Genomic DNA, 21,036 nt, shown 5'->3' with positions numbered 1-21,036 from the left:
TGTGGTTATTGAAAAGTTAAAGTTAGAAGATGTGAATGAGTTATTAGATTTATATAAGGAACTTACACCATACGAAAATTCCATAGGAAAGTCCACTGAGATATATAAAGAGATATTAAAGGATGATAAATACTTACTTTTAGTAGCTAAAGATAATGATAGAATAGTAGGATCAGCTCTTGCTATATGCTGTATGGTTTTAGCTTTAGATGGGGGCAGATTTCTAGTAATAGAAGATGTGATTGTAAAAGATGGATTGAGAGGTAAGGGCATTGGCAAAGAATTAATGAAAGCAATTGATGAATTTGCAATAAAGAATAATTGTGTTTATTCAATAGTAGTATCATCAGGGCATAGAAAAGGTGCCCATAAATTTTATGAAAGTGTTGGATTTACAGAGGATGTAAAAGGATTTAGAAAAGGATATTGATAATATATATATTTATTTTAGTATCAAGTAGGCAGATGTCTACTTGATACTATTTTTCTCTAGGATATTATAATAAAATCAAATTTATGGACAACTTATAAAAAAGGTTATTTGACTAGGTTGTGTATGGAAAAAGAAAAAAAGAAATTATATTCGCCTGCCAAATTTTTCTCACATCCGTTCGAAAAGGCAGATGCGTAAAAAAATCTCTGGCTCTATAGTCGCCTTCTATTTTTTTGATGTTCCTATATATCTTAAAAAATAATTGAAATTAATAGTATGTGAAAGTTGTTTGGTGATTTAATACCTTCTGTAGCAAAGGAGGATAAATATTTACTTAAGGGTGAAAAGCAAGACTAAAAACAATCAATATTCGACAATTATTTCATGATTATAGTTATTGGATACCGAAAAAATAACAATAAATTGAATTTAAATAAAAAATGTGTTATAATCTATTGGCGCTTATAAAGAATAGTTTTTAGTAAATAAGATTATTTGTAAAACTTAGTTGTTGGTATGATGGTAGAAAATATGCTTTTTATTATTATAAATTAATTTTATATAAAATATATCAATACACTTATGAAGAAAGTATTTAGAGGGGGAAAAAAATGAACTGGATTAAAAATGTAAAAGTAAGAGTAAAGTTAGTAACGGCATTTGCAATAGTCGCGATTTTTATTCTTGTGGTAGGTATAGTAGGAATGAGATCACTTAAAAAGGTTGATCAAAATTCTCATATGATGTATGCACAAAATTTGAGAACTATTTATGATTTAACAGATATGAAACAAAATTTAACAGAAGTAAATGTTAATGTTATTTCTTTGGCTTTTACAACCGAACCAAATTCTAGAGAAAAGTTGAAAAAAGTTATACAAGATAATAAGGATGAGGATGATAAGTACATAGCTGAGATGAAGACATTTCCTATTGGAGATGAGGAGAAAAAGTTATTTGATACCTTCTATGGTGATTTAGAGTCTTATAGAGTTTTAAAAGATAGTATTATTAGCTTGGTTGATGAAAAGAAAATTAATGAGGTTTATGCAAAATATAATGACTTAGGAAAAGCTAAGGAAGCAATGTTTGCTAGTTTAGACAAGCTAATAGATACAAATTTAAATAATGCAAAACTAGCTGATGAGGGTATTAATGGAATATATAAGTACTCTAATATTATTATAACCATATTAACTATGATAGGATTTATTTTAGCAATTGCTATAGGAATAATTTTAGCTAATGATATACATACACCTTTAAAAGTAATACAATTATTTGGCCAAAAGCTTGCAGAGTATGATTTATCTTATGAATTTAAATCAACTAGAACTGATGAATTTGGACAGACAGGAATATATTTATTTAGAGCTCAAGACAATATGAGAGAACTTGTTAAAGCAATTCTTGAAAATTCACAACATATTAATGCATCTTCAGAGGAACTTTCAGCAACAGTGCAGGAACTTTCGTCAAAAGCAGTAAATATAGATGAAGCTGTAAATAGAATTGCAGGAAATATGCAAGAATCAAGTGCTGGAACAGAGGAAATAAGTGCATCTGTTCAGGAAGTTGATTCAAGCATTAATGTACTTTCACAAAGAGCTATGGCTGGAAGTAATAATGCAGTGAAAGCTAAGGAAAGAGCAAGTGGAGTGAGAACTGATACTAAGAAAGTAATACAAGAAACAGAAGAAATAATTAATGAGAAACAGAATAAGATGTTTAGCGCAATTGAAGACGGTAAAGCTGTAGATAATATCTTGGTTATGGCAGATACTATAGCAAATATAGCAGAACAAACTAATTTACTTGCTCTTAATGCAGCTATAGAAGCTGCAAGAGCGGGTGAACAAGGAAAGGGATTTGCAGTTGTAGCTGATGAAGTTAGAACTTTGGCAGAACAATCTTCACAAGCAGTACAAAATATTCAAGAAATGATAGTAGAAGTTCAGAAGGCATTTGGAAATAGTATAGGTGCAGGAAATGATATATTAGGATTTTTGGATAAGGATGTACGTACTAAATTCGCTGATTATGCAAGAACGGGCGAGCAATATTATGATGATTCTGATTTTGTAAGTAAAATATCAGAAGAGATTGCTGCTATGTCAGAAGAGGTTGCTGCAACAATAGGGCAAGTTAGTGAAGCAATACAAAATATGGCTGGTGCAACCCAACAAGTAACTCAAGAGGCAGAGTCAATAAAAGAACATATGAACGAAACTACTCAAGCGTTAGAACAAGTAGCAGAAACAGCTCAAAGTCAAGCAGAGCTTGCTGGGAAACTTAACGAAATAGTAAATAAATTTAAAATTTAATATCTAACTGTAATAGTAAATTTAAGAGAAACTCCAATTTGAACTGCCCCTCTGTCAAGTAGACAGGGGGGGCAGTTAATTAAAGGAGGTTCTCTTTTATTCTTTGCTAGGAAATTACAATAAAGTCCAATCTGGTGATAACTTTTGAAAATAGCAGATTGTATATTTGTAAAATGGATTTTCTATAAAAGATATAATTTTTTGGTTAAATGTAGAAGATTAATGTTATCATTATATTAAAGTATAAAAGAAATTAAAGATAAATCATAAAAGGGGGAAGGAATAATGTTATTGATTAGAAATGGAAAAATACTCACAATGGCAGGGAGGATTTATGAAAGAGGATCTATCTTAATTGATGGAGGAAAGATTATTGATGTTCAAGAAAAAATAGATGAACCTGTAGGAGCAGAAATTATAGAGGCAGAAGGAATGGTTGTAATGCCAGGAATTATTGATGCACACTGCCATTTGGGAATGTTAGAGGATTCTATTGGATTTGAAGGTGCAGATGCTAATGAATCCTCCAGTCCAGTCACACCTGAGCTAAGAGCTATTGATGGAATTAATCCAATGGATGTTAATTTTAAGGAAGCTTATGGGGCAGGAATAACTACAGTGATGACAGGACCAGGAAGTGCGAATGTTATTGGTGGGCAGTTTGCAGTAATAAAAACTTATGGAAAGAGAATTGATAATATGATTTTAAAAGCACCTGCAGCTATTAAAGTTGCCTTTGGTGAGAATCCGAAGAGGGTGTATAGCGGAAAAGGGCAAGCTCCTAAAACTAGAATGGCTACAGCTGCACTTTTAAGGGAAACATTAATTAAAGCTAAGGATTACATAAATAAAAAGAAAATTGGGGAATCAAATCCAGATAAAATTCCGGATACTAATTTGAAATTGGAAGCGTTGATTCCAGTTGTTAACAAGGAGATACCTTTAAAGGCTCATGTGCATAGAGCTGATGATATATTTACTGCGTTAAGAATTGCAAAAGAATTTGATGTTAATATTACCTTAGATCATGTAACAGAAGGTCATCTTATTGTGGACGAACTTAAGGAAGAAAATGTACCACTTATAGTGGGACCATCATTTGGACATAGAAGCAAGGTAGAACTAAAAGAAAAAAGCTTTAAAACACCAGGCATCTTATCAAATGCAGGAATAAAGATAGCAATCATGACAGATCATCCTGTTATTCCACTACAGCATTTAACTATGGCAGCAGCTTATGCTGTAAAAGATGGAATGAAAGAAGAAGAAGCGCTAAAGGCAATTACAATAAATGCTGCTGAAATAATTGGGGTTGCAGATAGAGTAGGAAGCATTGAAGTTGGAAAGGACGCTGATATTGTTTTATTTGATGGGAATCCATTAGATATACAGACTAAGGTTAAGCTTGTATTAATCGATGGAAGCATAGTTAAAAATAATTTTAATTAGATGAAAATATATCCTGTGTTAAAAGATTACTTAAATTGAAGTAAAATAAAAAATATGGTACAATAAGTCTAATAGTATAATTTAGACATACATTATGTCGATGAAAAAACGAGGAACACTGAATATTTATAGATTATATATGTTTTAACATTCATTTTTTTCATGCTTTAAAGTATAGAAAAAATGTATTTTTTAAGTATAAAAATATATTTTATGAGAGGAAGGAAATACAAATGAATTTCTTGAAAAATTTAAAGGTAAGGGTTAAATTGATAGCTGCTTTTTTAATTGTTGCAGTAGTAATTGCTGTTGTGGGGACAGTTGGAATGATTTCGCTTAAAAATGTGGACAGGGAATCACATATGATGTACAACCAAAATCTTAGAAGTGTTTATATTTTAACAGATATGAAACAAAATTTGACTGAGGTTAAAAATGATGTGATGTATCTAATATATGTAAAAGATTCTACTAAGAAAGATGAGTTGTTAAAGGATATTGACAATAATCAAAAAGAAAATAATGAGTATATAAATGAATTTGAAAAAATGCGTATTAATCCTGATGAAAAAAAATTATATGATACTTTTAAGACGGATTTAAAGCAATTTAGAATGTTAAGACAAAATGTTATTGATTCAGTAAACAATAGTCATTTTACAGATGCAGAGACACAATATTTAACTATGACTAGGGTTACTGAATCAATGTTTGAGAGTTTGAGTCAGTTAATAACAAATAATTTAAATGTTGCTAAGCAGGCAAATGAAAATATTAATTCTATATATAAATCATCAAATATACTTATAACAATATTCACCATTATAGGCTTTTTGTTAGCTATTGTTATAGGCACATTTTTATCAAAAGACATATATACTTCTCTTGCAATAATAAGACAATTTGGTGAAAGACTTGCAAGCTATGATTTATCATATGAAAATAAGATTACAAGAAAAGATGAATTTGGACAAACTGGAGCTGCACTATTTAAAGCACAAGATAATATTAGGGAACTTGTTAAAACAATTTTAGAAAGTTCTCAAAATATGAGTGCTTCTTCAGAAGAACTTTCAGCCACTGTGCAAGAGTTAACATCTAAGTCTATGAATATAGATGAAGCCGTAAATAAAATTGCAGGAAATATGCAGGAATCAAGTGCTGGAACAGAGGAAATAAGTGCATCTGTTCAAGAAGTTGACTCAAGTATTAATGAACTTTCACAAAAGGCTATGGAAGGAAGCAACAATGCAGTACAGGCTAAAGAAAGAGCCACAGAAGTAAGAAGCAATACTAAAAAAGTAATGCAAGAAACAGAAGTAATATTTAATGAGAAGCAAAATAAGATGCTTAAAGCAATTGAAGATGGTAAGGCTGTAGATAATATTTTGGTTATGGCAGATACTATAGCAAGTATATCAGAGCAAACCAATTTACTTGCACTTAATGCAGCAATAGAGGCAGCAAGAGCAGGAGAGCAAGGTAAGGGTTTTGCAGTTGTAGCTGATGAAGTTAGGATGCTTGCAGAACAATCTTCAGAAGCAGTTAAAAAAATTCAAGATATGATAGTGGAAGTTCAGAGGGCATTTGCCAATAGTATAGGTACAGGAAATGATATGCTAGGATTTTTGGACAAAGATATACGTGCTCAGCTTGCTGATTATGCAAGAACAGGAAAACAATATTATGCAGATTCTGACTTTGTAAGTAAGATGTCAGAAGAAATTGCTGCTATGTCAGAGCAAGTTTCCGCTACAGTAGGTCAAGTAAATGATGCAGTACAAAATATGGCTGAAGCAGCTCAAAAATCTAGTGAACATGCAGAAATGATAAAAGAAAGCATGGATGAAACTACACAAGCATTAGGTCAAGTGGCTGAAACAGCTCAAAATCAAGCAGAGTTTGCTCAAAAGCTTAATGAGGCAGTTGAAAAGTTTAAGATTTAGTTAAGTTTAAAAAGGAGAATGCTTTAATTTAGGCATTCTCCTTATTTTATATAATAATATTGAATTATGTAGATTAATTTTTAATATAAGATCTCAATGCTTTTTATAAGCTGTTAATTCAGTATAATTAATGTTACTATGTAAAGAATAGAAAAATAATATTAATATAAAGTTAAATTTGTAAAAAGGATGGGAATAAATTATGATTTTGAAAAATGTGACTTTTTATATAAAACCAGACTATATAAATAAATTTATAGATGCAACTATTGAAAACCAAAAGAGTTCTTTATTAGAAAGTGGAGTTGAATCATTTGATTTTTTACAATGTCAGAATGACCCAACAATATTCATCCTTAATGAAGGGTATAAGTCTGAGGAAGATTTAAATAAACATTTGGAAACAGATCACTTTAAAAAATGGATGAATGAAGTTGAAAAGTATTTTGCCAAGGAAAGAGAAAAAGTAAACTATATTCCTGTTTCAGAAATAAAGAAGGATTAATCAAGAAGGGGGGCCCTAAAGTGAAAAATAAACAAAAAGACACATTATTTAATGTGAGTAGAATCATATTTATGATAATTGGTTCAATTTTAGTATCAATAGGACTTGAAACTTTCTTAATTCCTAACAACATAATTGATGGAGGGATGACTGGTATCTCTATTATGTCTAGCCATTTAACGAAAATTCCATTAGGAGTATTTACGTTTATATTTAATTTGCCTTTTGTTATCATAGGTTATAAACAAATTGGAAAGACCTTTGCTCTTTCAACTGTGTTTTCTGTAATATGCTTATCAATTGGAGTAACATTGCTTCATCCTGTACCAGGAGTAACTCACGATATTCTTCTGGCAACAATATTTGGTGGAATTATTATGGGAGTAGGTGTAGGACTAATTATAAGAAATGGTGGTTCTTTAGATGGAACTGAAATTATAGCTATAATATTAGAAAAGAGAACGATTTTTTCAATTGGTGAAATAGTTATGTTCTTTAATCTATTTATTTTAGGAAGTTCAGGATTTCTATTTGGATGGGATAGAGCCATGTATTCTTTAATTGCTTATTTTATAGCTTTTAAAACAATAGATATAACTGTAGAAGGACTTGATGAGTCAAAGGCTGTAATTATTGTATCAGAGAAGCATAAAGATATTTCAGAAGCAATAATGGATAGGCTTGGTAGAGGAATTACTTTGTTAGAAGCAAAGGGTGCTTATAGCGGAAGCAAGACCAACGTAATATATGTAGTTTTATCAAGACTTGAGGTGGCAAAATTGAAAAAGATTGTACATGGATTTGATAAAGATGCACTAATTACAATTTCAAGCGTTGAAGGCACAGGGAAGAAGTATACTAAGAAGGCTATACATTAAAATAATAAAAAGAGGTATTAAGAAAATTAATACCTCTTTTTGATATTTGGTTTTATTGAAACACTAATAACTGCTTAGAGTTTTATATTAGTATTCAGCTATTCTTAATTTCATATTGCAATATAATGATGAACCTTGTAAATCTGGATAAATAGTTGCATCAGTTATATTCATTTTTTGAAGAGTTTTTAATGCTTCAACTCGCTCTGTATTTGGCAATTGGAATTTAATTAATACTGGATCACAGTAGCAAAGATCGTTACAATTAGGGAAATATTGAGCTATAAGTGACTCTAGATCAGTATTTAATGGAATATATGCTAGTAAGCCGCTTTGAGCAATAAGCCTAGGATTGTCATCCATAAATGGTTTTAGAATAAATATTCTTTGGTTTTCATCTATTTGATTTGATTCATAAAAGTCTCGAAGCAATTTATAATTTAAGCAGGCCACAAGTCTATCAGAAGTTCTATCTTCTTCGTATGCAAAAAAGGTTGCTACATAAGGAGCATAACTAAAATCAAGCATTGGAGTAGCTAAACCGTAGTGTTGTCCCAATGCCCACCATTCTATATTACTTCTATAAACTTCTGGGTTGGCCCCTCTTCTTCCTCTAATACTATACTTAAAGTTTTCAAGCTGATATTGCAATACATTTGGTGGATTATATGATCCTGGAGTTTTGATAATACGATTGATAGAGGTTTCTATAAGCCAGTCAATATTTCCTTGACCTCTATAGATAAAATTTTGATTTTTTGTGTTAAAATAATCAGAATCAATTATATCTTGAAATTCATCAAATGAACTTACCTTGATTGTTAATATACCATTTTTGAAGGTATAATCACGCAAATTTTGTAAGGACATAATATTCCTCCTCATAATATAAGGATTTTTGTATCTTTTGTATAGTTTATTTTATTAAACATAGGAGAAAAATGTTAATAACTTTTTATCCATATAAGAAGGAATAGTAAGAAATAATTAATTATCTATAATCATAATTAAGTTTTCGGTTTAAAGCAGCTATTGTAAGATAGGTGTCTACTCCAAGTTTTGTTGCAGAATATTTTCCAGTTTCAGTAGTGAAAATGAATTTATGAAATAACAATTCTTTTAAGTGATGATGCAAATGGCCCCCTGCCATTTGAGTAAGTTCAACAAGTTCTCCACTGCTATATTGATTTTTTGATAAATGCCTTAGGATAGATATTCTTTGCTTTGAAGCTAAGACTTTGCATAAGGATTCTATTTCTGCGTCATCTTCTTCCGCATCTACAGTAAATAAAGAGGTTAGATTATAATTTCCTATATCATCTTTGTGATGCAGCACTGCTTGAAATAGTATGCTATCATTTTCCTCGAAATGTGGTTTTAGATTTTGCAAGTGGTCATTGATTTCACTCACTATATTTTGAAAATCAGTATCTAAATTAAGTATTTGGTTTTTATCTTCTGTGTAATTCTTATTGAAAACAACATTTTCAAGTCTTTCGATTCTTTGTAATAATTCATTTATAGTAGTCATTCTAGATCTCCTGTTAGTATGTTTTTATATAATTATATAAAAATATAATGAATTTGTAAACTTTATACAAGGAAGCCAAGGAAAACTTAGTAAAAATTATTGTACATTATTGTAAGATTTTCTTCTTAATTCATAGAATTACTACATACTTTGTTTACATTTTTCTCAGCAAGTTTTAAGGAAAATCTAAGGAGATACTCAATAAAGGGTTGTATACTTTTTATATAGAAGATAAGGAATTCGAAAGTAAATAACAAGTCCAAATATGAGACAGATATTTTTAGTTAGACAAGGAAACAGATTCCCCATATAGCAAAACTATCTAAGGGTTCTGTCGACGCAGTATAATTGAAAATACACTAGAATATAAACCGATGTACTTTCAGATGCCTAATTAATAATAAATTATTTTATAAAAAAGGGGAAAGCTATGAAAAATGCAGTTAGATTAATACCAAATAGCATTACGCTAACAAGAATAGTGATGACGGGAATATTGTCATATTTTCTTATACAACAATTTGCCTATAATCAAGGAAAATTCATTAATTTAATATTTATGTTTTTATATATTTGTGTTTCAGACTTAGTGGATGGGAGAATTGCTAGAAAAATGGGATGGACATCAACTTTAGGAGCAAAGCTTGATGTTTCTGCAGACTTGTTGTATATAATCACTTCATATTTGGTACTTATATTTCTAAAAGTTTTACCATTATGGTTTTTAATATTTGTATGTTTAAAGTTTGGTGAATTTGTATCAACCTCAAAATTTATTAAAAATTACAGCAAAGAATCAAATCATCCTTTTGTCTTTGACAGAGTTGGCAGGATAGTATCGGCAACATTTTTTGTTATCCCAGGGATAGCGTGTATTTTCAAATGCTTAATGATATATAATGGCATATATTTATTAAATTGTTTTTTAGGAGTAATAACTGTGGCAGGAATTTACTCTTCATATCAGAGGATAAGAAGTTGTGTTGAATTAGTTACGCTAGGTAGGGTTCAATCATAAAAATCTAGAAGTTTGAAGTTAGAGAAGAGAAAATTATATTTAGTTATGTTATTCATTAGATATTAGAAAGTAAACTATCAAAAATAATATTATCTAATTAGTATAAGAACAGTAGGGGGGGATATTTATGAAAAAGAAATCAGGTCTTTTTATTATTTTAGTTAGTATGTTAATAACAGTGGTATTTTGGTTATTTATTAAACCAACAAGAGATATACCATTGATAAGTCAATATTCTCAACTATTAGCATCATTTGCTTTAGTGGGATTTTGTATAATAAACTTTATTTCTACTAGGCATAGAGTTCTAGATAAACTCTTTAATGGATTAGATAGATCATACATTTATCATAAAGTTTTAAGTATTTCAGTTTTAATTATGATTGTAGTTCACAATGTTTCTATAGGGATGGGAAAGGATATTATAAGACAGTCAGGTAACAGAGTGCCTAGAGATCCTTATGCTATGTATGGAAGTTTTAGCTTATATTTATTTGTAATTCTTATTGCTGTTGCAATTCTTGCAAAAAAGCTTAATTATGAAAGGTGGAAGAATATTCATAAGTTTATGCTGATTCCATATGCCTTAGGAATTTATCATTATTATGGAAGTGCTAACTATGCTGTATTCTCAATGGATGCTTTCAGTGTATGGTTAGATATTGTGAATGTAATAGGTATTCTATCAGCAATTTATAGTATATTTATTTATGAAAAAACAGGTTTTAAATATCGGTTTAAAGTTAATAAGTTAGATACCGTTGCTAATGGTACCTTGGAGATTACAGGTAGTTCCTTAGGACGTAGTATGAAATTTAAACCAGGACAGTTTGCTTTTCTAAAAATAAAAGACAAAAGAAACAATTTCCCTTCACATCCATTTACAATAAGTCAAGCACCGAAGGAAGGGGAAATACAATTTACATTAAAAGCTTTAGGTGATCATACAAAAGAATTATTTGATACACTTAAGGTTGGAGATGAATTTTATGTAGAAGGACCTCATGGAGAATTTAACTTTAAAACAGGAGTTAAAAATCAAATATGGATTGCAGGCGGAATTGGAGTGACACCATTTAGAAGTTTTATGCAATCAGGAGTTCCCAAAGATTATTCAGTTGATTTCTTCTATGCCTATAATAATGAACAAGAAGGAGCATATGTAGAGGAATTACAAAGCTTAGCAGCTAACAGTAATTTTAAGTTGCATTTATTCAATTCAAAAGAAAAAGGATTTTTATCAGCTGAAGAAATTAGTAAGCATATATATAAAAAAGATAATATTGATGTTTATTTCTGTGGACCTAAGCCAATGAGGGAAAGCTTGAGAAAGCAATTCCAAAATAGTAAATTAAAGATTAATCAGTTTCATTTTGAAAATTTTCAATTTAAATAGAAACACTAGCTAATAAGATGATTTCTAAAAATATGTTCCTTTAGATTTAGAAATATAGAAAGGATAAAAATGTGGGGAAAAGCATGATAGAAAAATAAAAACACGGCAAATGCCGTGTTCTTTATTTTTCTTCTGGTATGCTCTTTAAGTGTATTGATTTAATGACTTGAGTGCTTTTATCAAATTCAAATTTTAATTGTTGACCATAATTACCGATGTTCTCAGAACTTTCGTAAGTAATAAAACCTGCTTGTTGCATCAAATCAGCTTTAGGTTTACCATAGGCAGCAACTACATCCTTGTAAGTTGATGCTAAAGTAATGCCTTTAGGTAATACTACTGTGTTTTTGTAGTCAGAACCTAATTTATCTACTTCTATGCCACCAAGCATTGCCTCATCAAATTTGGTTGTAGATTTACTAGTATTATAAAGTGTTACGATGATACGGCTCTCTTCACTTTTAGTTCCATCATCCATTTTAATATTATCTACATAATATCCAGTCTTTAAATCATGTCCTTTATCAGCAAAGTCATTATATTTCCATCCATCATTTTCAAGAGTTTTTGCTTTAATAGGCAAAGAATATTTCTTGCCATCTAAAGTAATGTCTCCACTTAAAGGATCTGCTTTCATTTGAGCTGTATAAGTTTTAATATCATCAGCCGTAAGTTTTTTTACTTCTTTTGCCTTAGCACAGCCAGAAAGTGTTAGTAAGCATAGGCATAAAGATAGAGTAACTATTCTTTTCATAAATATATCCCCCTAGACTCTTATAAAGTTTAATGAAAAATTTAATGTTACTAATAGTAACTTAATAATTATATCACAAAGGTTGAAATTTGTAACAATAATCTTTATTATTTACCTATAAAGCTTACTTTTACCAAATACAAATCGGCAGATATTAATATCTTGGTTTAGATTTTTGAGCAATATAGAAATTATCTGCACCTATTTTTTTCATGGTATCATTATTTTGTTTCCATATCTCTGTAAGGGACTCATTATAGGTACTAGGAGTACAAGGATATTTTGAACATTGAAAACAAAAATCTACTTGTTCTTTTTTGTGACAACTGTTTATGCTACATTGACAATTAGGTTTATCACTAAATCTGCAGCCAGGGCAACTACCATTTGCAAAATGATTTAGAATATCTAAAAATTGTTCATAGTAGTTAAACATAGGCATGAAATCTTTTAGTTTATCTGCCATATTTTCAAAGTTAACTAAATTTTCTTTAAGCTCCTTGCTTAAAAGTACTATTTTGCTGTTTTCGTAAGATGCACACCTTGAGCAGTCATTTCCACAAGGGGCCAAATCCTTTAAAATTTCATTATAATTATTCATAACAATTCCTCCTAAAAATATCTTTCATTTATATAGATGCAATAAAAATAGGAGAGTCACGTTTTTTAAAAATTTTTCGATATTTTTACTATATATACATTCTGATGAATAAATTACATATTCAAATATACTGTATTGGTTGTTGATGTAGAATATCATTTAGATTTCATATAAGCTATAATTTTTGATAAAACATAATTCTTAATAAGCATGATTTTTGCATCTTAACGTATAGACTATATAATATTTATTATATGTATAGAACTGTTCCATAATAATGTTGGTGAAAATATCAGTGGACAAGTTACAAAAATTCGACATTTTTCTACCAACATTTAAGTGGAATAGTTCTATATGCATCTTTATAAACTTAAAGGTATCCATACTTTTGCAGAAATTTAGTTGCTAATATATTTTATTATGATTAACAATATTATGGATTTGTAAGTTTTAAATTAATTAGAGTTTATATACATAGAATTAACTATATTAATAACTTGTTGGTACCAATCATTATTAGGTTTTTTATCAGGCATGTTTTTATAAAGAAAATTTATCTTTCCACGAACCTCATTATTAAAACCATAGTTTGATTTTTTGTAGTCTAACTTGGCTAGTAATTTATGTTTGTTAGCTTGTTTTTGCATATTTTCTCGATTTTTTGAAAATTCAATCCATGCTGTGCAGCTACAGGGATTGTTTATACTTAAAATATTACAATGATTGCTAAAGAAAGAATCTAGATTCATACGAGCACGATAAAGCAGACCTTTGGTAGCACTTTTTGAAATATCAAGTAATGTAGCCACTTCATCTAAAGATAATCCGAACATATCAGTTAAAGAAAAAGCTATTCTTTGGTGAAGAGTTAGACGTCTCACCATGGCAAGAAAGCAACCATTTTGAAGTTCACGAATAGTTTCTTCAACAATAATTTCATCTTCAGGTTTTGTAGGAATATCCACAAGTAAAGTTGCCTCTTTTTCAAGAAGGCAAATATCATCGTAAAGTAATTCTGTATAATTAGTATTTTTTCTTTGTTTCATAAGAAAATTATTAAAGCATATTTTTCTTAGCCAAGCTTTAATTGCATTAGGATTTTCTAAGGTATCAATCTTCTGCCAAGCATTAATAAAGGTTTCTTGTGCTAAATCTTCTGCCATAGTTGGATGACAGGATAGTCTAAGAGCATAATTATAAACGTAAGTTCCATAGGTATTTATAAGAGTTTCAATGTCCATAAATTCACTTCATTTCTATATTTTTTTGTTAATGTTTAAGTTACCATTTTTAAACTGCAAAGGGGTTAGGCCAGTCCAACTTTTGAACGCTCTATGAAAAGCACTGGTTTCAGAAAATCCAAGAATATACGTAATTTCATCTATTGAAATATTTCTATCCTTAAGATACTTTTGAGCTAATTCATTTCTAACTTTCTTTAGTAACTTAATATAAGATGTATTTTCCTCATGTAAATATAATTGTAGGTTTCTCACACTCAGAAATAATTTTTGGGCAACAGTCTCAATTGAAGGACAACTACCTCTCTGTATTTCTTTCAAGAGTATTTCGTTTACTTTATTAGTGTAAATATTGTTATTATTTAATGTTTCAAGAGTTTCTTGAGCATTGTTTTCAAACATAAGTAATAAGTTTCTATTAGGTTCTATTACAGAAGTATTTAAGAGATCACTATCAAATATTAAAGCATTAGCTGATTGATGAAAATACACCTTGCTTTGAAATATTCTTTCATATTCAGAAGTGTCTTGTGGTTTAGGGTAAGTAAAATGGACCTCATGCAATTGAATATTTTTGTTGGATAGTAATCTAATATATGCAAGTATTCCAACAACTTTAAAATCTGAAAAATGCCTGTTGAATTTTAGAGATTTATCAATAGTTATATTGCTAAATACAGCATTTTTATCTATGATATGAAAATTAGATATACTAGTACTATCAATAATTTTTTCATATTTACAATATTTTGTCCAACATTCCTCTAATGTAGAACAATTCATTAAGATGTATCCTAAGATGTTGGAAAATCCTTTAGATAAATGTTCACCTTGATGAAGGCCAAGGTCATCATCCTGAGTTAATCTTGCAGCAGTTTCAATGATTTTTTGTGCTTCATCACCAGATAGTCTATTATCTGGTGATGATAATACAAAAGGCTTAACATTAGCACAGGAAATAACTTGATCTGTAGATATACCATAAGTATCAATATTATTTAAAAATGCTGAAATTTTTGTAGCTGAAATAGATGTCATAGAGTTCATATTTTGACCACCCTTAGAAATATATAGATATATAAATCTTATTTTTATTTGCGTTGAATGTCAATTATTTTGCGTGGACAATCATTTCTCCTGATAGCCCAATAGTATATAAATATATTAACAAGAAACAGGGAGATGAAATTATATGAATAAAACAGTATTAATTACAGGGGCATCCAGTGGAATTGGTTTGGAATTTTCAAAAATATTTGCAAGGAAAGGTTATAATTTAGTTTTGGTTTCACAAAACAAGGAGAATCTTGAAAAAGCTAAAAGTATAATCAGCATGGAAAATAGCAAAGTGCAAATTGTAACTATTGCTCAAAATTTAGCAACTCCATCAGCTCCTAAAGTAATATTTGATTATACAAAGCAAAATTCTATAAATATTGATATTTTAGTTAACAACGCTGGAATACAAGTATATGGTAACTTTTGTGATGTGGATATAGAAGATACCATAAACTTGATGTATATAAATATGTTTGCAATGACAAAGCTAACTAGATTATATGTTGATGGAATGATTAAGAGAGGAGAAGGAAAAATACTTAATATTGCATCTACAGGGGCCTTTCAGCCGTGTCCTTTAAATTCAGCTTATTGTGCATCAAAAGCATTTGTGTTACATCTTTCGGAAGGGATAGGTGAAGAGCTAAAGGGCACAGGAGTAACAGTTACTACTCTTTGTCCTGGGGCTACAAGGACTAATTTTGCAAAGAGGGCGAATATTGAAGGTATAAAAATATTTAAAGGGAAGTTACTAGATGCAAGCAGAGTAGCAGAGATAGGATATAAAGCTTTAATGAAAGGTAAATCAGTAGTTATTACAGGATTCTCAAACAAACTTGTTGCTGAATCGGTAAGATTTATTCCAAGAAGTATTGTTACAAAGCTTGGAATGAATATGATGAAGGAATAACTATTTCATAAAAAGCGAGTAGATATTAAAATACAAAAGAATAAAAATATATAAATATAAAAGAAGAAATATATATAAATATTTATAGGAAATACGCTGTTTGAGATGGTTTATTAGTATAATAAGTAAAGGTTAAAAAGAGTTTTTAATTTAGTATTTGTATGTTCACTGGCAATATATTTTTATTGAGTGTATTCATTTTGTGCTAATATAAATTAAGAAAGATTTTTTAATCAGTAATTGAGGTGAACTATGAGTAAAGAAGTAAAACGTGGTTACGTTCCAACAGATGAAAAAGAATTTAATGGTGAGAACTTAGAAAAAGTAAAACGAGCTCAATCAGATATATTCATGCTTATAGATAGAGGATATCCAATAAAGAATGCATCTACATTCGCAGGAAATCATTATTTATTATCAGAAAGACAGAGGCTAGCAATTGTAAGAGCTACTTCCCCTTCAGAAGATATACAAAAGAGAAAAAGTAAGCAAATTACAAGTGGGTTTGAAGGTGAAACTGTGTATATAGATGGACTAAATCTTATTATTTCCATGGAAATAGCACTTTCTGAATCAACAATGATTAAGTGTATGGACGGGACTATACGAGATTTGGCTGGACTTAGAGGTACATATAAGCTTATTGATAAAACAGATATTGCAATTAATTTAATTGGACAAAAATTAGAAGAGATGAAAGTAGGAAAAGTTTATTTTTATTTGGATTCGCCTGTATCAAACACAGGTAGGTTAAAGCAAAGAATATTAGAATTATTGGCTGGTGTTTCCTATGAGGTAAACGTAGAATTAGTTAACAATGCAGATGTTGTTTTAGAAACTAAGGGTTATGTAATATCTAGTGATGCTATTATTTTGAACAAGTGTGATAGTTGGATTAATCTTGCCTATGAAATTGTTTCAGAGAAATTGCCTGATTTAAAATATATAGATTTAAGCATTTAAAATGGTATAGAATAAAGGTTAGGCTTATAGATAAAATTAGTTGTACGGGGAGGGGAGTGTTGCTAGAAATCTATAAATTAAGAAATTAGTTATTACTAATACATTTTATAGGTTATTGGTAACGGCAAGAAATGATAATAGAAAATAAAATAATACAAGGTAAAAATTTAAGATGGCTACTTCGTTGCCCAAACAAAAACGATGCAGTTGAATTATCTAAACTCAGAGTTAAAATTGATGGTGAAACAGAATATATGGATAGGGAGTCTGGTGAAGGATTTTTATCACCAGAAGATTTTCAAAAAGTAATTTATGAGGATTCTGTGGCAGAAAAGAATATATTTTTAGTAGCAGAAGTAAATGAAAAAATAGTTGGATTCGCTCGTTGTGAGGGAAATACATTAAGTAGATTCAGACATAAAGCTGAGTTTGGCATATGCATAGCAAAGGAATACTGGGGTTATGGAATTGGAAAAGTACTGCTGGAAAGTATTTTAGAATGGGCAGATAATTCAGGAATTAAAAAGATTTCACTAACTGTTGTAGAGGAGAATGCTAAAGCAATTGAGTTATATAAGAGATATGGATTTGTAGAAGAGGGATTATTAATAAAGGATCGTCTACATAAGGATGGAAGTTACTATAATACAGTGCTTATGGGGAGATTAGCATAATGTATTTTTAGGATAGGACTTATCAATATAATAAGACTTATCAGATTAGGAAATTCTCATAAGAATATATTTTTTTAGTAAATAAAGTGAAGTGCACCACAAGTGTTATAGGTAACTAACATTTGTGGTGTACTTTTTTGTGGTTTAAAAGAAATTTGAGGATGTGTCATTTTATATAACGAATAAATTAGCAAAAATCATTAATTGTACATAAACCCTTCACAAAACCATGACAATTGAACTTTATTATATAGTTGAAACTAATAAGAGGTTTTGAAAAGTAAGTAGTGAAAGGGGAAAATAAAGTGAAGAAAGCTAATTTAAAAAGATATTCTTTTAAGATAAGTATAGTTGCTATTTTGATAGTATCATTATTTTTATGTATATATTCAGTTAAGAATTATAAGAGTAGTAATGTTTCAAATAGTAGTCAATTTGGAAGGATGCATGATATGTCTAATAACAAGAATGGTAGAATGAATCAACCTCCTAATATGCCATCTCCAAATAGCAGCTCAGGGAATGCTCAAAATGAGAATGGTGGGTTTCAGCCTAATAATATGCAAAATGGAAACAATGGCATGCAACATGGTATGGAAGGTGGCGTGGTACAAAGAGGAAATGCAGATACTACATACCTACCAGCACTTACAGTATATTCAGTAGTATTTTTAATAATGTGTTGTGTAATTTATTATTTTTATAAGCAAAAGAAAATAAAGATTAATTTATCTAATGAGAAGGTTATAATATTTACATTACTAAGTGTAGGATTTTTATTAAGAATTACAGTCTCAACACTTATGGGGGGGCATAATGATATAAATCTGTTTAAGAATTGGGCAGAAAGTGCTGCAAAAAGCTTAACACAATTCTACTCAAGTGCTATGCAAGCTGATTATCCACCATTATATATATATGTTTTAGGTCTAATAGGAAAGATTGCGACCATAGATGGATTAAGTTCATACTTTGTATTATTACTTAAGGTGCCATCAATAATTGCTGAAGTTATTACTGCTTATTTTATATATAAGCTTAGCAAAAAGCGCTTTAGTGTAGAGGTTAGTATTTTGTTAGCTACATTTTACATTTTCAATCCAGCAATATTTTTTGTTTCTACATTTTGGGGGCAAGTTGATTCTTTCTTTACATTATTACTTGTTGTTGCAGTATATTTACTATCAGAAAAGAAATACGTATTTTCATCAGCGATGTTTGCAGCCTGCGTACTTATGAAACCACAAGGAATTATATTTCTTCCAATATTGTTCTATGAATTAGTAGGACAAAGGAAGATAAAGAACTTTATATATGCAGCAATTTCTGCATTAATTACAGTAGTGGTAATAATACTTCCATTTTCTTTTGGTCAACAGAGTCCATTATGGATATTGAATCTTTACTCTAAGACTATATCAGAGTATCCTTTTGCATCTGTAAACGGATTTAACTTTTTTGCTTTGATTGGAGCTAATGGAGTGAAAAATACAACAACTTTATTCATATTTAACTACCATACTTGGGGAATGATTTTTATTGTAGCAGTATCATTATTCTCATGGGTTATATATGCTAAAGGAAAAAACAGAGCTTTTGTGCCAGCTATAGCATTATTCCAAATTGCAGGAGTATTTACTTTTTCATCAGGAATGCATGAAAGATATTTATTCTCTGCGGTAGCATTATCAATGTTAGCATTTATATATCTAAAGGATAGAAGATTTCTTATCTTAGCTTTAGGTTTTACTATAACTAACTATTTAAATATTTCTTCTGTATTCTTTAATATAGGGGACACGGCTTTTACTATGGCTCTTCAATTAACTTCATTAATGAATATAATTTTGGTAGGGTACTTAGGAAAGGTACTATTTGATAATGCAGTTGCTAAGAAAGATAATAGTGGTGAAAAAGTAACTGATGAGAAAAATCAAGCTATTTAGGAAGGTTGTTTGATTGTGTATTACTCTAAATAATGTAAGTCACAAGTTATAAGATATTGGTTTTATGAGTGTTAAAAGCATATAAGTAATCACATATATAGTTTAGATGTGTATAGAACTGTTCCACTTAAATGTTGGTAGAAAAATGTCGAATTTTTGTAACTTGTCCATTAATATTTTCACCAACATTATTATGGAACAGTTCTATATGGATAAAGGTTAGCAATATATTTGTTGCTAACCTTTATCATTTTTTTCTGATTTATATATAAGGCATAGATAATAAGGAATAAGTATCAGGTAGAGTATGTATCGTATCATAATATAGAAATTGTATTAAAGTGAAATATATTAAATAATAGTAATACAATATGATAAGATGTATGATCTTTGAGCTTCTAAAGTCAATGTTCAGGCTTCGATATAAATGTAACATGATAAGATATATAACCATAGTATAGTAACAAATATTATTTATAGTGGTGACAAAGGTGAATTCATACCCAATTGATACAATACTTTATACAATAGAACCAGATGACAACTTGGTGAGTTTAGCACAAAGATTTAACACAGATGTAGATACAATTGCTCTTGTAAATCCAAACCTAGACCTAGAGTTTCTTCGTAGTGGACAAAGAATTAATATCTGTCCTCAATATAGAGAGTATAATCGAATGAATATTGGCATGCGTTCAGATGTTAGTAAGACAGAAGCAGGATTGAAGAATTATTTGAGAATGCTTTGGGAGCAACATGGGACTTGGACAAGAATGACAATTGTTAGTTTAGTATTTGGCTTGCCAGATGTTGATTTTGTTGTAAAGAGACTTCTACGTAATCCAAAGGATTTTGAAGCAGCAGTAAGACCTTTTTATGGTGATGAAAAGGCAGCTAAGTTTGCTGATTTACTTACTAGCCATCTTGTCATAGCAGCAGATCTTGTTAAGGCAGCTAAGGCAGGAGATAATGAAGCTGCAAAAGATATAGAGAGAAAATGGTACGATAATGCTCATGAAATAGCTGCATTTCTTGCAAGTATAAATCCATACTGGTCAGAAGATGATTGGAGAGCAATGTTAGAAGAACATTTAAGAATGGTTAAGCAAGAAGCTGTTGATATGCTTACTAAGGATTATGAGGCTGGAGTTAATCAGTATGACGACCTTGAAAGGCAGGCATTAAAAATGGCAGACGTGATGACACAAGGGATAGTAGATCAATTTTCTGATGGTTTTACTCGTAAATCCACATCTATATAAACATATATAGAATACAAACCGAGGAAAAGAAGAATAATCTAGAAAGTTTTTATCATTTCTAGGTTATTTTTTATTTTATATGTATTTCTAATGAATTACATGCAAATAATAACTACGTTATTTAAAATTAATGTTTTATTAAGGAG

19 protein-coding genes are annotated in these 21,036 nt (G+C 29.8%); 13 read left to right on the top strand and 6 right to left on the bottom strand.

Features of this window, described 5'->3' with window-relative positions:
* The first annotated feature begins 1 nt into the window (after position 1).
* The 6 genes from OCU47_RS13430 to OCU47_RS13405 all read left to right on the top strand — a co-directional run bounded on the left by OCU47_RS13430 (position 2) and on the right by OCU47_RS13405 (position 7,535).
* Positions 2 to 430 (top strand): GNAT family N-acetyltransferase, encoded by a 429-nt coding sequence (locus tag OCU47_RS13430; protein ID WP_261829113.1) that lies wholly within the window; start codon positions 2 to 4, stop codon positions 428 to 430.
* Positions 431 to 1,044: 614 nt separating this feature from the next.
* Positions 1,045 to 2,757 (top strand): methyl-accepting chemotaxis protein, encoded by a 1,713-nt coding sequence (locus OCU47_RS13425; protein ID WP_261829112.1) that lies wholly within the window; start codon positions 1,045 to 1,047, stop codon positions 2,755 to 2,757.
* Between the two features lie 285 nt (positions 2,758 to 3,042).
* Complete coding sequence (locus tag OCU47_RS13420; protein ID WP_261829111.1) at positions 3,043 to 4,206, top strand: amidohydrolase; 1,164 nt, start codon at positions 3,043 to 3,045, stop codon at positions 4,204 to 4,206.
* 233 nt (positions 4,207 to 4,439) lie between these two features.
* Positions 4,440 to 6,152: a methyl-accepting chemotaxis protein gene (locus tag OCU47_RS13415; RefSeq protein ID WP_261829110.1), complete on the top strand. Its 1,713-nt coding sequence runs from the start codon at positions 4,440 to 4,442 to the stop codon at positions 6,150 to 6,152.
* A gap of 202 nt (positions 6,153 to 6,354) precedes the next feature.
* On the top strand, positions 6,355 to 6,657 hold the full coding sequence (locus OCU47_RS13410) for a putative quinol monooxygenase (protein WP_261829109.1): 303 nt from the start codon (positions 6,355 to 6,357) through the stop codon (positions 6,655 to 6,657).
* 71 nt (positions 6,658 to 6,728) lie between these two features.
* Positions 6,729 to 7,535: a YitT family protein gene (locus OCU47_RS13405; protein ID WP_261830632.1), complete on the top strand. Its 807-nt coding sequence runs from the start codon at positions 6,729 to 6,731 to the stop codon at positions 7,533 to 7,535.
* 87 nt (positions 7,536 to 7,622) lie between these two features.
* Here OCU47_RS13405 and OCU47_RS13400 read toward each other — a convergent pair whose 3' ends face one another.
* Both OCU47_RS13400 and OCU47_RS13395 read right to left on the bottom strand, forming a co-directional pair.
* Entirely contained in the window at positions 7,623 to 8,405 is a 783-nt protein-coding gene (locus OCU47_RS13400; protein ID WP_261829108.1) for an FRG domain-containing protein, read from the bottom strand.
* A 121-nt stretch (positions 8,406 to 8,526) separates the two neighbouring features.
* Positions 8,527 to 9,066 carry an ArsR family transcriptional regulator gene (locus OCU47_RS13395; protein WP_261829107.1) on the bottom strand — a complete coding sequence of 180 codons (540 nt, stop codon included), beginning with the start codon at positions 9,064 to 9,066 and terminating at the stop codon, positions 8,527 to 8,529.
* A gap of 430 nt (positions 9,067 to 9,496) precedes the next feature.
* On the opposite strand from OCU47_RS13395, the gene OCU47_RS13390 reads away from it, so the two are divergent.
* Entirely contained in the window at positions 9,497 to 10,084 is a 588-nt protein-coding gene (locus OCU47_RS13390; protein ID WP_261829106.1) for a CDP-alcohol phosphatidyltransferase family protein, read from the top strand.
* Positions 10,085 to 10,211: 127 nt separating this feature from the next.
* The gene (locus tag OCU47_RS13385; protein ID WP_261829105.1) at positions 10,212 to 11,480 is read left to right on the top strand and encodes a ferredoxin reductase family protein; all 1,269 of its coding nucleotides are present in this window, start codon (positions 10,212 to 10,214) and stop codon (positions 11,478 to 11,480) included.
* A gap of 121 nt (positions 11,481 to 11,601) precedes the next feature.
* Here OCU47_RS13385 and OCU47_RS13380 read toward each other — a convergent pair whose 3' ends face one another.
* The 4 genes from OCU47_RS13380 to OCU47_RS13365 form a co-directional block, all read right to left on the bottom strand.
* Complete coding sequence (locus tag OCU47_RS13380) at positions 11,602 to 12,234, bottom strand: hypothetical protein (protein WP_261829104.1); 633 nt, start codon at positions 12,232 to 12,234, stop codon at positions 11,602 to 11,604.
* A 154-nt stretch (positions 12,235 to 12,388) separates the two neighbouring features.
* A complete protein-coding gene (locus OCU47_RS13375; RefSeq protein ID WP_261829103.1) occupies positions 12,389 to 12,835 on the bottom strand; it encodes a DUF3795 domain-containing protein in 447 nt (148 codons plus the stop codon).
* A gap of 455 nt (positions 12,836 to 13,290) precedes the next feature.
* On the bottom strand, positions 13,291 to 14,076 hold the full coding sequence (locus OCU47_RS13370) for an RNA polymerase sigma factor (protein ID WP_261829102.1): 786 nt from the start codon (positions 14,074 to 14,076) through the stop codon (positions 13,291 to 13,293).
* Positions 14,077 to 14,091: 15 nt separating this feature from the next.
* Positions 14,092 to 15,123: an AraC family transcriptional regulator gene (locus tag OCU47_RS13365; RefSeq protein ID WP_261829101.1), complete on the bottom strand. Its 1,032-nt coding sequence runs from the start codon at positions 15,121 to 15,123 to the stop codon at positions 14,092 to 14,094.
* Between the two features lie 145 nt (positions 15,124 to 15,268).
* On the opposite strand from OCU47_RS13365, the gene OCU47_RS13360 reads away from it, so the two are divergent.
* The 5 genes from OCU47_RS13360 (at position 15,269) to OCU47_RS13340 (ending at position 20,890) form a co-directional block, all read left to right on the top strand.
* Positions 15,269 to 16,045, top strand: a complete 777-nt coding sequence (locus tag OCU47_RS13360; RefSeq protein ID WP_261829100.1) for an SDR family NAD(P)-dependent oxidoreductase — start codon at positions 15,269 to 15,271, stop codon at positions 16,043 to 16,045.
* A gap of 252 nt (positions 16,046 to 16,297) precedes the next feature.
* Positions 16,298 to 17,008 carry a DUF434 domain-containing protein gene (locus OCU47_RS13355; RefSeq protein ID WP_261829099.1) on the top strand — a complete coding sequence of 237 codons (711 nt, stop codon included), beginning with the start codon at positions 16,298 to 16,300 and terminating at the stop codon, positions 17,006 to 17,008.
* A 131-nt stretch (positions 17,009 to 17,139) separates the two neighbouring features.
* Positions 17,140 to 17,682, top strand: a complete 543-nt coding sequence (locus OCU47_RS13350; RefSeq protein WP_261829098.1) for a GNAT family N-acetyltransferase — start codon at positions 17,140 to 17,142, stop codon at positions 17,680 to 17,682.
* Between the two features lie 305 nt (positions 17,683 to 17,987).
* Complete coding sequence (locus OCU47_RS13345) at positions 17,988 to 19,628, top strand: glycosyltransferase family 39 protein (protein WP_261829097.1); 1,641 nt, start codon at positions 17,988 to 17,990, stop codon at positions 19,626 to 19,628.
* A 491-nt stretch (positions 19,629 to 20,119) separates the two neighbouring features.
* Positions 20,120 to 20,890, top strand: a complete 771-nt coding sequence (locus OCU47_RS13340) for a LysM peptidoglycan-binding domain-containing protein (RefSeq protein ID WP_261829096.1) — start codon at positions 20,120 to 20,122, stop codon at positions 20,888 to 20,890.
* The last annotated feature ends 146 nt before the right edge of the window (positions 20,891 to 21,036 follow it).

Origin of the sequence: Clostridium sp. TW13 (genome assembly GCF_024345225.1) — a bacterium.
Lineage (GTDB): Bacteria > Bacillota > Clostridia > Clostridiales > Clostridiaceae > Inconstantimicrobium > Inconstantimicrobium mannanitabidum.
Note: the sequence above shows the minus strand (reverse complement) of the source record. Positions and strands in the feature narration are given on the sequence as shown.